The sequence below is a fragment of the Rhizobacter sp. J219 genome (genome assembly GCF_024700055.1).
Classification (GTDB): Bacteria; Pseudomonadota; Gammaproteobacteria; order Burkholderiales; family Burkholderiaceae_C; genus Rhizobacter.
This window is the reverse complement of record NZ_JAJOND010000001.1, coordinates 3505846-3520039: the sequence shown is the minus strand read 5'-3', so window position 1 is coordinate 3520039 and position 14194 is coordinate 3505846. Positions and strand designations below refer to the sequence as shown.

Here is a 14194-nt window from a genome sequence, read left to right as displayed (position 1 = left end):
TCCTCAGTCTTTCTTCGATGAGCTGGAGTGGGGTGCCTTCTTCTGCACGAGCAGGCGCCGCGCGGTTTCGAGCAGTTCGAGCGTGGCCGGCAGGTCGTGGCGCTTGCGGGCGAGGCTCTTGTCGAGCGCCGAGCTGAGCGCAGCGGCGTCCTGCCCGGTATGCTTGGCAATGGCTGCGGCACGCTGGCCGCGGTCGAGCGTGTCGTAGAGGCGGATGTGGCTGCGTGCGGCGGCTTCGAGCGCGCGGATCTGCGCGGCCAGCAGCGCCTCGGGGCCCTGCTTGCGCAGGAACTGCGCCGTGCCCGCGATCTGCTCGGCCATCGAGCGCCGGCCGGTCGCGGCGAGCGCGGCCAGCGGCCCGAAGCGGCGCGCGCCGCGCCAGAGTGCGAGCACCAGGGCCGCGGCGGCAAGGAGCACCACGGCCGCGGCCTCCTGCCACAGCCAGGCCAGCAGCGACGGGCGCGCTTCTTCGGTGACGAACCACACCGTCGAGCCGCGCCGCGCCTGCAGCGCGGCCACGGCGGCGAGGCCGTTGTCGGACTGCAGCACCCGGTCGTTGTCGAGCAGGCCCACGGGCTGGATGACGGTCACCGTGCCGCGGCCCTTGGCCACGCGCAGCAGCAGCGGCCCGTCGCGCCCGTCGATCGACCACAGGGCCGGGCCGTTCGGCTGCAGCTTCCAGCCTGAGTAGATGAAGCCGCACAGCTTGTAGTGGCGTGCGGTGCCCGCGTAGTGGGGCGCGACGCTGTCGGGCTCGGCCGTGTCGTGGCAGGGCATCTTCAGGCGCCGCAGCACCGCCATCTGCCGGGGTTCGGCTGCCTCGATGTCGTCTTCGTCGCTGTCCTCGTTTTCCTCGGCATCCGCTGCCTCGTCGTCGCGTGGCTTCTGGCGGCGCGGCGGCTCGAGCCAGCGGACCGGCAACCAGCCCTTGAGCTGCTTCTGGTTCAGGTTGTCGCTGAAGATCACCAGCTGCCCGCCGTCTTCCACCCATTGGCGCAGGCGCTGCGCCCGCTCGGGGAAGATGTCCCAGTGCCACGAGGTCAGCAGCAGCGTGGCACCGGCGGGCGGCAATTGCGCGAGGTTCTCCGGCGTGGCGACCGTCGTGCCGAGCCGGCGCAGCAGCGCCTGGGCCGCGTAGTGGCGGTTGCGGGCCGCTTCGCCGCGCGCCGGCGTGGGCACCTCGACCTCGGCCCATTCGGTGCACGACGCGAGCCAGGCCACGAGCCCCAGCAGCATCGCCGCGATCAGGGCGCGCAGGCCCCAGGTGCGCTGGGTCTCGGTCATGCGGACACCGCTCCCGTGGGGCGCAGCTGCTGGTCGAACTCGCGACAGAGCGCGATCACGCTGTCGTCCGCCGGCAGCCGCGCGCCATAGACCGCGAGCTGCCAGGCCTGCACCAGCCGGCCGAAATAGGCGCTGCGTTCGGGGGCGAGGCGGCGGGCCGCGAGCGCCAGGCATTCGCCCTCGGTGCTGGCCGCGCGGATCGGCACCTGGTGCTGGTGCACCAGCCGCGACAGCGCTCCGCGGTAGAGCAACGACAGCGCCGCGCGGTGCTCGCCCTTCTGCCACAGCGCCGCCGCCGCCTCGCCGATGCGCTCGGGCAGGCTCTCGGGGCGGATGTCGAGGTCGCGCACGTGGCTCGGCAACGGCCCGGCGCTGCTGCCTTTCACCGCCCCGGCGCGCACGCGGATCCAGTGCCGCAGGCCGACGAGCACCAGCGCGACCAGCAAGGCCCCCACCACCCACACCGCCACCCGCCCGGCCTCGGTCATCCAGCGCGCAAAGTCGCGCAGCCAGGCCCAGGTGCCGTCGTTCTTGGGGTCGGGCTTGCGGGCTTCGCCCTGGTCCTTGAAGCGCAGCGTCTTTTCCTTGCGTTGGCCGGCGAGGTTGGGATCCTGCCGCAGGGCTTCGACTTCGCGACTCACCTGCTCGCGCGTGGGGGCCGACGCGGCCTCGGCAGCGCCTGCCGGCCCGGCCAGCAGGGCCAGGGCCACGAGGAGCGCGGCGGCCTCAGAACGCACGGCGGAATTCCTGCTCGATGTCCCAGGCTTCGAGCTGCACGCGGCGGTTGAGGTACATCGCGAACCCGGCCGCCACGTAGAAGGGCTCCAGCAGCAGCACGACTCCTGCGTAGACCGACGCGCTGCACAGCGAGGCCAGCACGTCGCTGCCTTCGCCGCGGCCGAGGAACCAGTCGAAGACGTCGCCGCGCAACTGTTCGGGCGCGAACCACAGCGCGAGCGCGAGTGCGCCGAAGGCGAGCGAGGCTTCGATGTTGGCGAAGGCGAAGTGCATGCCCCCCGCCGCCCCACGCTGCTGGCGCAGCAGCTGCGTACGGCGCTGGCGGCGTGCCTTGCCGCGCTGGCCTTCGAGCTGGTAGATCGGCTGGGTGAAGGACCGCCACGGCGAGAGGCGGCGCCACAGCAGCGTGGTGAAAAGCTGCCCGCCCCACACGCTGCGCCGCGCCGCCCACAGGTCGGCGAAGCGGGTCTCCTGGCCGAACACCGCACGCGACAGCACGAAGAGGATGCTGCGGTCCATCCAGGGCTTGAACCAGAAGACGAGCAGGCTGGGCAGCCAGGACGAGATCTCCACCGTCGCCAGCGCCAGCACTGCGAACACGCCGTACACCGGCGCCCAGGTCAGCCAGATCGAGCGGGCATGGGCCTGCACCAAGCGCACGCCGAGGTCGGCCGCTTCCCACATCGGCCGTGGCCGCAGCTCGACCGCGATGGCGTCAACCCGCATGCACGCTCCTCGCGGCGGTGCGCGCTGCACGCGCCGGGCGCCCCTGCAGGCCAAGGTAGGCGAAGACGAACAGCCAGCACGCGCCGCCCACGCCGTACTTCACCTCGGGCAGCACCCAGCGTGCCGACGACCAGAAAGCCTCGATCGCGGCCGCGATGACCAGCATGCCGATCACGCCGTAGACGATCACGATCGCCTCGGCCGCCGCGCGGCGCAGTGCTTCGAGGCGCGTGTGGCGGCCCGGCGCCAGCAGCGCGTGGCCGAGCTGCAGCCCGGCCGCGCCGGCCAGCACGATGGCCGTCAGCTCGAAGGCGCCGTGCGTGACGACGAAGGACCAGAAGTTCTCGGTGTGGCCGCGCGCCGTCAGGTAGCCGGCCACCGCGCCGAGGAAGACACCGTTGAAGAGAATGAAGAAAACAGCGCCGATGCCCAGGAAGAGGCCGCCCGCGAAGCACTGGAAGCCGATGCCGATGTTGTGCATCACGTAGTAGCCGAACATCTGCCAGTCGGTGTCGGCGCTGCGGGTGCGGCCGAGCGAGCGTTCGCTGCCGCTGTACATGCGGTCGAACTCCTGGGCCTGCTCGGCACTCGCGATGTGCAGGATGAACCCCGGGTCGAAGTAGCAGGCAAGCCCCGTCGCGAGGGCCGGCACGACGAAAAGCAGCGTGGCGGCGAGCAGGTACCAGCGCTGCTGGCGCACGGCCTGCGGGAAGTCGACCAGCACCAGCTGGCGCAGCCGCGCGACGCCATAGTCGTGGCGGCGGTAGATCAGGCGGTGCGCTCGCTGCGTCAGTGACTCCAGCCGCTGCGTGAGGTGGATCGGGTAGGCGCGCGCCTGAGACAGCGCAAGGTGCTCGCAAGCCCGACGGTACAGCTCGGCCAGCCGTGCGCCGTCGAGCGGCTTGGGTTTGCCGGCGGGCTTGGCGGCCTGCTTGTCTTTGGCTTTGTCGCGTGGGCGCTTTTCGGCCCGGTCGAGGGCTTGTTCGAGCTCGTCCCACAGCGGGCCGTTCTTCGCTTCGAAGAGGCGAGGGGTCATGGCCGGCTCCCGTTGCGGTTGCCGACCAGCCATTGCGCGACGCCGAGCAGCTTGCCGGTGGCGTCGCCCCCTTGACCCGGCGTGACCGAGCGGGCGAGCTGGGCCAGCTCGTCGAGCCGTGCCGGGGTGAGCCGGTTGGCGCGGCCGGCCCAGGCGACGACGGCCGCCTGCTCGCGCGCGGCCAGCGGGCGTGCCGGGGCGGTCGCGCCAGCCTCGGGCAGCTGGCCATGCAGGGCCACGGTGTCGGCGTAGACCACCAGCGTGCCGGCGGCGAGGTCGCCGAGGCGCTTGAAGTCGCGCCGCAGCAGCATGGTGAGCAGGCCGCTTGCGTAGAGAAAGGGGAAGAAATCGGCCGCGCGCAACAGGTTGCGGGTGATGGCGGCAGCGGGGGTGACCGGCAGGCCCGAGTCCATCACCACCTGCAGGCCGAACATGCGCTTGCCCGGGGTGGCCCCTGAGCCCGTGAGACTCGAAGAACACCGGGTAGAACCATTCCAGCAGGAAGTAGCTCACCAGCAGCAGGCCTTGGCCCATGCCGCCGAGCGGGATGGCGGCGATCGACACCACCATGAAGATCCCGAAGCGCACGCCCAGGTCCACCATGTAGGCCAGTGCGCGGGCGGCGGCGCCGGCGGGGCGCAGCGACAGTGCAATGCCCTCGGGCGTTTCGGCGGTGTACAGCGTGTCGAGTGACACGGCCTGGTGCTCAGCAGACACGTCGCTTCAGCGCCTCCCCGCGCATGGCATTGGTGTGCGGGCGGATTCTAGGGGGCGCTTTTGGTCAAGAAGCGCAGAATCGGCGCATCCGGTCTGTCGTTGGAGCCCGTCTTGAACGCCCCGCTTCCTTCTCATGTGCTGCCGCCGATGGAGCGCCGCCCCGTGCCGCCTGCGATGCACGAGGCGCTCAAGGCGCGCTTTGGCGACCGCTGTTCGTCCGCGCTCGCGGTGCGCGAGCAGCATGGCCGCGACGAGTCGCCATTCGACGTGCCGCCGCCCGAGCTGGTCGTCTATTGCGAAAGCACCGAAGACGTCGCCTTCGTCGTGAAGCTGGCCGACGCGCATGCGGTGCCGGTGATTCCGTTCGGTGTCGGATCCTCGCTCGAAGGTCACCTGCTCGCCGTCCAAGGCGGGGTGAGCCTCGACCTCTCGCGCATGCAGAAGATCGTGTCGCTGCAGCCCGATGACCTGACCGTGACGGTGCAGCCCGGCGTGACGCGCACGCAGCTCAACAACGAGATCCGCCACAGCGGCCTCTTCTTCCCCATCGACCCCGGCGCCGACGCGAGCCTCGGCGGCATGGCCGCCACCCGCGCCAGCGGCACCAACGCCGTGCGCTACGGCACGATGCGCGAGAACGTGCTGGGCCTGACCGTCGTCACGCCGCAGGGCGAGGTGATCCGCACCGGCACACGCGCCCGCAAGTCGAGCGCCGGCTACGACCTCACCCGCCTGATGGTGGGCAGCGAAGGCACGCTGGGCGTGATGACCGAGATCACGCTGCGCCTGTACCCTCTGCCCGAAGCGGTGCTCGCCGCGGTGTGCACCTTCCCGAGCGTCGACGCCGCGGTGCGCACCACGATCCAGGTCATCCAGCTCGGCGTGCCCATCGCCCGCTGCGAGCTGCTCGATGCGAACACGGTGCGCGCCGTCAACCAGCGCGACAAGCTGGGCCTGACCGAAGCGCCGATGCTGCTGATGGAATTCCACGGCAGCGACGCCGCAGTCGCCGAACAGTCGGCCACCGTTCAGACGATCGCCGACGAGCTGGGCGGCCAGGGCTTCGAATGGGCCACCACGCCCGAGGCACGCACGCGCTTGTGGACCGCGCGCCACCACGCCTACCTGTCGGCCCTGCAGATGAAGCCTGGCTGCCGCGCCGTCACCACCGACACCTGCGTGCCCATCTCGCGCCTGGCCGACTGCATCAACGAGAGCGTGGCCGAGGTCGAGGCGTCGGGCCTGCCGTACTTCCTGGTCGGCCATGTGGGCGATGGCAACTTCCACATGGGCTACCTGATCGACCCGAACCTGCCTGCCGAGCGCGAGCTGGCCGAGCAGCTCAACCACCGGCTCGTGCAGCGGGCGCTGGCCGTGGGCGGCACCTGCACCGGCGAGCACGGCGTCGGCTTGCACAAGATGGGTTTCCTGGTTGAGGAAACCGGTGCAGGCGCGGTGTCCATGATGAGAGCGCTGAAGCAGGCGCTCGACCCGAAGAACATCATGAACCCTGGAAAGATCTTCAGTTAGCCTCCGCAAACCGGGCCCGTAGACTCGGCGGGTGAAGTCCCTCCCGCTGTCCCAACTCATCTCCCACACCGCCGATGCGGTACAGGCCGTGCGTGCCGGCCGCTCGCTCAACGACGCCTTGGCGCGTTGCCCGCACGAGGCCCGGCCGGGGGTGCAGGCCCTGTCGTTCGAGGTGCTGCGCCGCCTCGGCGCGGCGCAGGCGATCCGCGCCAGGCTGGCGCCCAAGACGCCGTCGCCACCCGTTGACGCGCTGTTGTTGACCGCCCTGGCGCTGCTGTGGCCCGATGCGCAGGACGGCGCCCGCTACGAGCCGCATACCGTGGTCGACCAGGCGGTCGACGCGGCCAAGCGCCGTTCGCAGTCCAGCGCGCCGTTCATCAACGCGGTGCTGCGCCGTTTCCTGCGCGAGCGCGACACGCTCGTGGCTGCCGCCGAGGCCGACCCCGTCGCCCACCACAACCACCCGCGCTGGTGGATCGACCGGCTGCGGGCCGATTGGCCGGCGCAGTGGCAGGCGGTGCTCGAGGCCAACAACCGCCACCCTCCGATGGCGCTGCGCGTCAACGCCCGCCGCGGCACCGTGGAGTCGTACCGCGAGCGTTTGCGCCAGGCCGGCATCGACGCGCAGCCGGTCGGTGCCCATGGCCTGGTCCTGACCGCGCCGGTGCCGGTGCAGCAGTTGCCCGGCTTCGCAGACGGTGATGTCTCCGTGCAGGACACCGCCGCCCAGATGGCCGCACCCCTGCTGATCGGCGAGGGCCTGCCGACCGGGGCCCGTGTGCTCGACGCCTGCGCCGCCCCCGGCGGCAAGACTGCCCACCTGCTGGAGCTGGCCGACCTCGACGTGCTGGCGCTCGACGCCGACCCCGCCCGCCTCGAACGGGTGCACGACACCCTGCGCCGCCTCGGCCTGGCCGCGCGCAGCGTCGCCGCCGACGCCCGCCGCCCCGCCGACTGGTGGGACGGCCAGGCATTCGACGCCATCCTGCTCGACGCCCCCTGCAGCGCCTCCGGCATCGTGCGTCGCCACGCCGACGTGCGCTGGCTGCGGCGCGACAGCGACATCCCCGCGCTGGCCCGCACCCAGGGCGAGCTGCTCGATGCGTTGTGGCCGCTGCTCAAGCCGCGTGGGCGCTTGCTTTACTGCACGTGCTCGGTCTTCAAGGCCGAAGGCCAGCGTGTGATCGACGCTTTTTTGCAACGCCTCGGGCCTGCGGAAGCGGCCCTGCTGCCGACGGCGCCCGGCCACCTGCTGCCGCTGCCCGACAATCCGGACAACGGCGCCGCGCCCGCTTCAGGTGCATCGCCAGACGGCTTTTTCTACGCTTTGCTGGCCAAGGCCCCTTGACCTTTTCGTGCGCTGCGCCCGACCTTTCCGCACCGTTGCTTTGCTGTTGTCTGCGTGGGTCCCGCTGCTTGCCGGCTGGGTGCGCCATGCGGGCAGCGCCGTGCTGGCCGCGCTGCTGCTGAGCCTGGCCGCCGTGGGCGCGCGGGCCGAGCCGGTCAGCCTCGACAGCTTCGAGCTGACCCGCAGCGACGAAGGCCTGGCGCTCAGCTTTGCCGCGCGCTTCGAGCTGTCCAAGCCCATCGAAGAGGCACTGCAAAAGGGTGTGCCGCTCTTCTTCGTGGCGCAGGCCGAAGTCTTCCGTGACCGCTGGTACTGGACCGACAAGCGCCTGGCCAACGCTACCCGCACCTGGCGCCTGGCCTTCCAGCCGCTGACCCGCAAGTACCGCGTCACCTACGGCGGCCTGAGCCAGCACTACGACAGCCTGTCGGATGCGTTGGTGGCGGTGAGCCGCAGCGTCAACTGGAAGCTGGTCGACGCGCCGCAGCTCGATGACGGCAAGCACTACGTCGAATTCAGCTACCAGCTCGACACCACCCAGTTGCCGCGCCCGATGCAGATCGGCATTGGCGGCCAGTCCGACTGGCAGTTCAAGGCCGAGCGCACCCGGCGCTTGAACTAGTCTCGCCCGCGATGAAAAAAGCCACCCGCTGGGCCTGGATCATCTCCCTGGTCGCGGTGACCGGCGCCGGCCTGGTGCTGGTGTTCCTGCTCTCGCTCGCCACCAACAGCCGTGGCCTCTACGAGCGCCACTATGTGTGGCTGTTCTGGGTCAACGTGGTGGTGGCCTCGCTGCTGGTGCTCGTGATCGGCATCGCCGGCGTGCGGCTCATGGTGCGGGTGCGGAGAGGGAAGTTCGGCAGCCGACTGCTGCTGCGCCTGGCGCTGGTGTTTGCGATGGTGGGTGTGGTGCCCGGCCTCCTGATCTATGTCGTGTCGTATCAGTTCGTCTCGCGCAGCATCGAGAGCTGGTTCGACGTGAAGGTGGAAGGCGCGCTCGATGCCGGCCTGAGCCTCGGCCGCGGCACACTCGACGCGCAACTCAACGACCTGAGCACCAAGACACGACTCGCCGCAGAACGGCTCAGCGACACGCCCAACCCGGTGCCGCCGCTGGTGCTGGAGCGTCTGCGGGAGCAGCTCTTCGCACAGGAGGTGACGCTGCTTGGGCCCAACGGGCAGGTGCTGGTGACCGCGGGCGAGCTGAGCGGTGCGGGCGCGCCCGAGCGGCCGAGCCCGCTCCTGCTGCGCCAGGCGCGCAGCGCGCGGGTGACGGGGCAGCTCGAAGGCCTCGACGAAGACGCCGCCGCGCAGTCGGGCAGCGCGCGCATCCGCACGCTGGCGCACATGCCGAGCAACAGCATGTCGCTCGGCCCGCAGGACCGCTTCCTCATGGTCACGCAACTGCTGCCGAGCGCGATGGTGACGCAGGCCTTGGCGGTGCAGGCGGCCTACCGCGAATACCAGCAGCGGGCACTGGCACGCGAGGGCCTGCGCCGCATGTACATCGGCACGCTGACGCTGACGCTGATCCTCGCGGTGTTCGGCGCGCTGCTGCTGGCCGTCACGCTCGGCAACCAGCTCGCGCGGCCGCTGCTCGTGCTGGCCGAGGGCGTGCGCCAGGTGGCACGCGGCGACCTCACGCGCAAGCCGGTGTTTGCCTCGAAAGACGAGCTGAGCGGCCTCACGCGATCGTTTGCCGACATGACCGAGCAGCTTTCCGAAGCGCGTTCGCTGGTGCAGCGCAGCCTGGCGCAGCTGGAGGCTGCCCGCACCAACCTGCAGACCATCCTCGACAACCTCACCGCCGGCGTGATCGTGTTCGACCGCGACGGCCACATCGACACCGTGAACCCCGGCGCCACACGCATCCTGCGCCTGCCGGTGTCGGCCTACCGCGGCCGGCGGCTCGACGAAGTGCCCGGCCTGCAGGCGTTTGCCGCCGCCGTCGAGCAGCGCTTCGAGCTTCACCAGGACAGCCCCGAGGCCGGTGAACGCGACCATTGGCAGGACGCCTTCGACCTGCAGACTCCCGGCCGCCTCAACGACGAAAAAGACGGCGACAAGATCACCCTGCTCGTGCGCGGCGCCGCGATGCCCCATGCCGGCCGGCTGATGGTGTTCGACGACATCACCGAGGTCGTCTCCGCGCAGCGCGCCGAGGCCTGGAGCGAAGTCGCGCGCCGACTCGCGCACGAGATCAAGAACCCGCTCACGCCCATCCAGCTCTCGGCCGAGCGGCTGCAGCACAAGCTCGAACCCAAGCTCGAAGGCAGCGACCAGGCGATGCTCGCGCGCTCGGTGGGCACCATCGTCAACCAGGTGCAGGCGATGAAGCAGCTCGTGAACGAGTTCCGCGACTACGCGCGCCTGCCGGCGGCCAAACCGCAGGCACTCGACCTCAACGCGCTTGCCGCCGAAGTGCTGGCCCTCTATGCCACCGCACAGGAGGCCGGGCGGCTCAAGCCCGAGCTGACGCCCGACCTGCCGTTGATCCAGGGCGATGCTTCGCAACTGCGCCAGGTCATTCACAATCTCGTGCAGAACGCGCTCGATGCGATCGCCGAACGGCCCGAAGGCTGCGTGCGCCTGCGCACCGAGATCGCCCGCACCGAGCAGGGCGAGCTGCGCGCCGTGCGTCTGCAGGTGCTCGACAACGGCCCGGGCTTTCCGGAGAAGGTGCTCAAACGTGCCTTCGAGCCCTACGTCACCACCAAGACCCGCGGCACCGGCCTCGGCCTCGCGGTGGTGAAGAAAATCGCCGACGAGCACGGCGCCCGCATCCGCCTGGCCAACCTCACCTACACCGGCCCGGGCGGGGCCGAGGTGGCGGGGGCACAAGTTTCGCTATCATTTTCGAAATTTGCGCCGGCCGACAGCTCCCCCGCTGTTGCAGCACCTCCCGACGCCCGGGCGCACTGAGGATTCATGGCCACCATTCTTGTTGTCGACGACGAACTGGGCATCCGCGCCCTGCTGTCCGAAATCCTGAGCGATGAAGGCCACAGCGTCGAGCTGGCCGAGAACGCGGCGCAGGCCCGGGCCATCCGCGAACGCGTGCGCCCCGACCTCGTGCTGCTCGACATCTGGATGCCCGACGTCGACGGCATCACCCTGCTCAAGGAGTGGGGCGCCTCCTCGCTGCTCACGATGCCGGTGATCATGATGTCCGGCCACGGCACCATCGACACCGCGGTCGAAGCCACCAAGGTCGGCGCGATGGCGTTTCTCGAAAAGCCGATCACGCTCCAGAAGCTCCTGCGGGCCGTCGAGCAGGCCCTCGCCAAGCCGACCGCCCGCCCACCCGGGGCCAACCACCACGCCGTGACGATGCCGGCGCGGGTGGACATCGGCATGGCCGTCGAAGGCGCGATGGCGGGCGGCGCACCGCTGATGCCCGCCGTGCCCTTGGTGCTCGGGCCGCAGCCGGAGCAGGTCTTCGAACTTGACCGCCCGTTGCGCGAAGCGCGCGATGCGTTCGAGAAGAGCTACTTCGAATTCCACCTCGCCAAGGAAAACGGCAGCATGACACGCGTGGCCGAGAAGACGGGACTGGAACGCACTCACCTCTACCGCAAGCTGAAGCAGCTCGGCGTCGACCTCAGCCGCAACAAGCGAGGGGCGGGCGGGAACTGAGCCGGCAGCCGCTTCAAGTCTGGCTATAATCGCCGGCTCGTTTCCCAGAATTACGGCCAAGTAGCTCAGTTGGTAGAGCAGCGGATTGAAAATCCGCGTGTCGGTGGTTCGATTCCGCCCTTGGCCACCACATCAAAAGGCTCCCCGATCGGGGAGCCTTTTTGTTTGGTCGCTCACGCGAGGCCGGCGGTGGGACTGGGGCTCGCACCCGGGGCGGTTTCGGTCGGTTCTACCGCTGGTGGGATCACGCGCTCGTCGGCCACCTCGTCGTCGCTCGCCAAGCGGTTGCAATAGAGCAGCAACTCGTCGATCTCGTTCGACTTGTCGAACACGCAGTCGGCGCCCAGCTCCAGGCAGCGGTTGCGCATCTCTGGTGTCGCGTGGTTGCTGAAGACGACCCACTTGGCCGGCTTGTACACACCGGCGCCTGCTTTCAGCACCCCGAGGCCCGAGCCGCCCTTGAGGTAGATGTCGACGATCACGAGGTCGCAGTCGTCGGGTCGTTGGTGGTCACCCATCCAGTTGAGGGCGGTGAGCTCATCCTCGGCGGTGCCGACCACTGTCACCGGCACGGACTCTTCCAGCAGCGCGACGAGACTCTCGCGGATGACGGGGCTGTCTTCGACGATGTAGGTCTTGAGTGCGTGCATGGGGTGCTCCCGTGATCAGCGCATGCGCACTTCGCCGTGGGTCCCCAGGTCACGCGGCGGCCTGCCGGTGATGGCCGACTTGGCCATCGCGATCAGCTGCACCAGCTTGCTGGACTTCACGTCCCAGTAGTCGGCGTGCGTGATCTCCACCTGCACCAGGGCAAGGTCGGGGTCGGTCGGCCCCTGCGGAAACCACGCCTCGTTCATCTTGTTCCACAGCTGCTCCTTCTTGGCGGGGTTGTCGACCACACGGGCCAGGCCTGACACCGAGACATAGCTGTCGTCGCCCGGATCGGCGTAGACCACGTTGACCTCGGGGTCGGTGCGCAGGTCGGCGACCGTCTCGCTGCTGGCCGACATGAAGAACCACAGGCTGCTGTCTTCGTCGACAGAGCGGTTCTGCGTGGTCATCGGTCGCGAGTGCAGGTGGCCGTTGCGGTGGTGGGTGGTGAACATCGCGAACTTGATGTCCTTGATCAGGTCCCACAGCTTCTCGCGGGAGGAAGTGTCTCGATCGTCCATGGTGCGCTCCTTGTTCGTGGCAGGGGGCCAGGTGCCTGGCCCATGCGACGATTGAAGCAGTCGCCTCGCGCCGGAGCGATCAGCCTGGGGCGCCTCCGCGTGTAGGAGGTGTCCGGTCTTCCCACACCGAGTACGCCGATGCCACACGACGTCAGTCTCATCTCCACCATCGCCGCCGGCTTCGGCCTCGCGCTCATCTTCGGCTTCATCGCCGCGCGCCTGAAAATGCCGCCGCTCGTGGGCTATCTGCTCGCGGGCATCGTGATCGGCCCGGCCACGCCGGGATTCGTGGCCGATGTGGGCCTGGCTGGTCAACTGGCCGAGATCGGCGTGATGCTGTTGATGCTCGGTGTGGGGCTCCATTTCTCGGTGGCCGATCTGCTGGCGGTGCGGCGCATCGCGATCCCCGGCGCGGTGCTGCAGATTGCCGTGGCCACGGCGATGGGCCTGGGCGTGGGCTACTGGTGGGGCTTCGGGCTGGGCGGCTCGCTGGTGTTCGGCCTGTGCCTGTCGGTCGCGAGCACCGTCGTGCTGCTGCGCGCACTCGAAGCGCGCGGCGTGCTCGAGTCGATGAACGGCCGCATCGCGGTCGGTTGGCTGGTGGTCGAAGACCTGGTGATGGTGCTTGTGCTCGTGCTCCTGCCGCCGCTCGCACCGCTGCTCGGCGGGCAGGCGGCGCAGGGCGCCGAGGCGGGGCAGAGCCTGTGGGCGACCCTTGGTCTCACGCTCGCCAAGGTGGCGGCCTTCATCGTGCTGATGCTGGTGGTGGGGCGGCGTGTCTTTCCGAAGCTGCTGTGGTGGGTGGCCAAGACCGGCTCGCGAGAACTGTTCACGCTGTGCGTGGTGGCGGCAGCGGTGGGGGTGGCGTTCGCGTCGGCCAAGCTCTTCGACGTGTCGTTCGCACTCGGGGCCTTCTTCGCCGGGATGATGATGCGCGAGTCGGAGTTCAGCCACCGCGCTGCCGACGAATCGCTGCCGCTGCGCGATGCGTTCTCGGTGCTCTTCTTCGTCTCGGTGGGCATGCTGTTCGACCCGATGGTGCTGGTGCAGGAGCCGCTGCGGGTGCTGGTGGTGGTGGCCATCATCATGATCGGCAAGACGCTCGCGGCGGTGGCGCTCGTGCTCGCCTTCCGCTACCCGATGAACAGCGCGCTGACGGTGGGTGCGAGCCTGGCGCAGATCGGCGAGTTCTCGTTCATCCTGGCGGGGCTGGGCATGGCGCTCGGGTTGATGCCCGAGGCGGGTCATCACCTGATCCTCGCGGGGGCCTTGATCTCGATCGCGCTCAACGCCGTGCTCTTTCGTGCCATCGAGCCGGTGCAGGACTGGCTTCGCGAGCGCTCGCCGCTGGCCCGTCGCCTGGAGCAGCGCGACGACCCGCTGGCGGAGCTTCCGACCTCGGTGCACCCGGCCTTCCTCAGCGGCCAGGTGGTGCTGGTGGGGTATGGCCGGGTGGGCCGGCGCATCGCGCAGCAGCTCGATGCGCAGCAGGTGCGCTACGTGGTGGCCGAGCAGAACCGCGAGCGTGTGGAAGAGCTGCGCGAGCGCAATGTCCCGGCGGTCAGCGGCGACGCCACCGACCCCGCCGTGCTGATCCAGGCCCACATCGCGCAGGCCGGCATGCTGGTGGTGGCCACGCCCGATGCCTTTGCTGCACGCCAGATGATCCAGACCGCGAGGACCTTGAACCCCGCCATCGAGGTCGTGGTGCGCGCCCACAGCGACGACGAAGCCGCGCTCATCACCCAGGAGGGCCTGGGCACCGTCTTCATCGGCGAACACACCCTGGCCGCGACCATGGGCAGCCATGTGCTGTCGCGCATGCGCCCCGCCGAAGCCGCGCGTGACGGGCACTGACAACCGGTAACAGGGGCCGGCACTCTTCCTGCTGCAATCGGGTTTCGTGCGCAGCCGCGGCGCGAGGCTGACGCAAGCCGTCGGCCCAGACGCTGGCGCATGACGCGATTCGACACTCGATCACACAGGGAGGCCCATGCCGGCAGATCG

General features: G+C 69.7%; 13 protein-coding genes and 1 tRNA gene. 7 read left to right on the top strand and 7 right to left on the bottom strand.

What is annotated here, in order from left to right; all coding sequences use genetic code 11:
- Positions 1-3: 3 nt before the first annotated feature.
- The 5 genes from LRS03_RS16535 to LRS03_RS16515 are packed head-to-tail and all read right to left on the bottom strand — an operon-like array spanning position 4 to position 4218.
- Positions 4-1284: a DUF4350 domain-containing protein gene (locus tag LRS03_RS16535; RefSeq protein ID WP_257826775.1), complete on the bottom strand. Its 1281-nt coding sequence runs from the start codon at positions 1282-1284 to the stop codon at positions 4-6.
- Positions 1281-2021 (bottom strand): DUF4129 domain-containing protein, encoded by a 741-nt coding sequence (locus tag LRS03_RS16530; protein ID WP_257826774.1) that lies wholly within the window; start codon positions 2019-2021, stop codon positions 1281-1283. The genes LRS03_RS16535 and LRS03_RS16530 overlap by 4 nt, the downstream gene beginning before the upstream one ends.
- Positions 2011-2748: a hypothetical protein gene (locus LRS03_RS16525; RefSeq protein ID WP_257826773.1), complete on the bottom strand. Its 738-nt coding sequence runs from the start codon at positions 2746-2748 to the stop codon at positions 2011-2013. Before LRS03_RS16525 ends, LRS03_RS16530 begins: the two co-directional genes overlap by 11 nt.
- Positions 2738-3784, bottom strand: a complete 1047-nt coding sequence (locus LRS03_RS16520) for a stage II sporulation protein M (protein ID WP_257826771.1) — start codon at positions 3782-3784, stop codon at positions 2738-2740. Before LRS03_RS16520 ends, LRS03_RS16525 begins: the two co-directional genes overlap by 11 nt.
- Positions 3781-4218, bottom strand: a complete 438-nt coding sequence (locus tag LRS03_RS16515) for an RDD family protein (protein WP_257826770.1) — start codon at positions 4216-4218, stop codon at positions 3781-3783. Before LRS03_RS16515 ends, LRS03_RS16520 begins: the two co-directional genes overlap by 4 nt.
- Before the next feature lie 394 nt (positions 4219-4612).
- On the opposite strand from LRS03_RS16515, the gene LRS03_RS16510 reads away from it, so the two are divergent.
- The 6 genes from LRS03_RS16510 (at position 4613) to LRS03_RS16485 (ending at position 11145) form a co-directional block, all read left to right on the top strand.
- Positions 4613-6031, top strand: coding sequence for an FAD-binding oxidoreductase (locus LRS03_RS16510; protein ID WP_257826769.1), 1419 nt, complete (start codon positions 4613-4615; stop codon positions 6029-6031).
- Positions 6032-6062: 31 nt separating this feature from the next.
- Positions 6063-7379 carry a 16S rRNA (cytosine(967)-C(5))-methyltransferase RsmB gene (gene rsmB / locus LRS03_RS16505; RefSeq protein ID WP_257826767.1) on the top strand — a complete coding sequence of 439 codons (1317 nt, stop codon included), beginning with the start codon at positions 6063-6065 and terminating at the stop codon, positions 7377-7379.
- A gap of 46 nt (positions 7380-7425) precedes the next feature.
- Positions 7426-8001 (top strand): DUF4390 domain-containing protein, encoded by a 576-nt coding sequence (locus tag LRS03_RS16500; RefSeq protein ID WP_257826766.1) that lies wholly within the window; start codon positions 7426-7428, stop codon positions 7999-8001.
- 11 nt (positions 8002-8012) lie between these two features.
- Entirely contained in the window at positions 8013-10301 is a 2289-nt protein-coding gene (locus LRS03_RS16495; protein WP_257826765.1) for a sensor histidine kinase, read from the top strand.
- A 6-nt stretch (positions 10302-10307) separates the two neighbouring features.
- The gene (locus LRS03_RS16490) at positions 10308-11015 is read left to right on the top strand and encodes a response regulator (RefSeq protein ID WP_257826764.1); all 708 of its coding nucleotides are present in this window, start codon (positions 10308-10310) and stop codon (positions 11013-11015) included.
- A gap of 54 nt (positions 11016-11069) precedes the next feature.
- Positions 11070-11145: transfer RNA gene (locus LRS03_RS16485), tRNA-Phe, on the top strand.
- Between the two features lie 43 nt (positions 11146-11188).
- On the opposite strand, the gene LRS03_RS16480 is transcribed toward LRS03_RS16485, so the two are convergent.
- Positions 11189-11665 carry a response regulator gene (locus LRS03_RS16480; RefSeq protein ID WP_257826763.1) on the bottom strand — a complete coding sequence of 159 codons (477 nt, stop codon included), beginning with the start codon at positions 11663-11665 and terminating at the stop codon, positions 11189-11191.
- A 15-nt stretch (positions 11666-11680) separates the two neighbouring features.
- The gene (locus tag LRS03_RS16475) at positions 11681-12187 is read right to left on the bottom strand and encodes a pyridoxamine 5'-phosphate oxidase family protein (protein WP_257826762.1); all 507 of its coding nucleotides are present in this window, start codon (positions 12185-12187) and stop codon (positions 11681-11683) included.
- A 138-nt stretch (positions 12188-12325) separates the two neighbouring features.
- Between LRS03_RS16475 and LRS03_RS16470 the strand changes: the two genes are divergently transcribed.
- Positions 12326-14044: a cation:proton antiporter domain-containing protein gene (locus tag LRS03_RS16470; RefSeq protein ID WP_257826760.1), complete on the top strand. Its 1719-nt coding sequence runs from the start codon at positions 12326-12328 to the stop codon at positions 14042-14044.
- Positions 14045-14194: the final 150 nt, after the last annotated feature.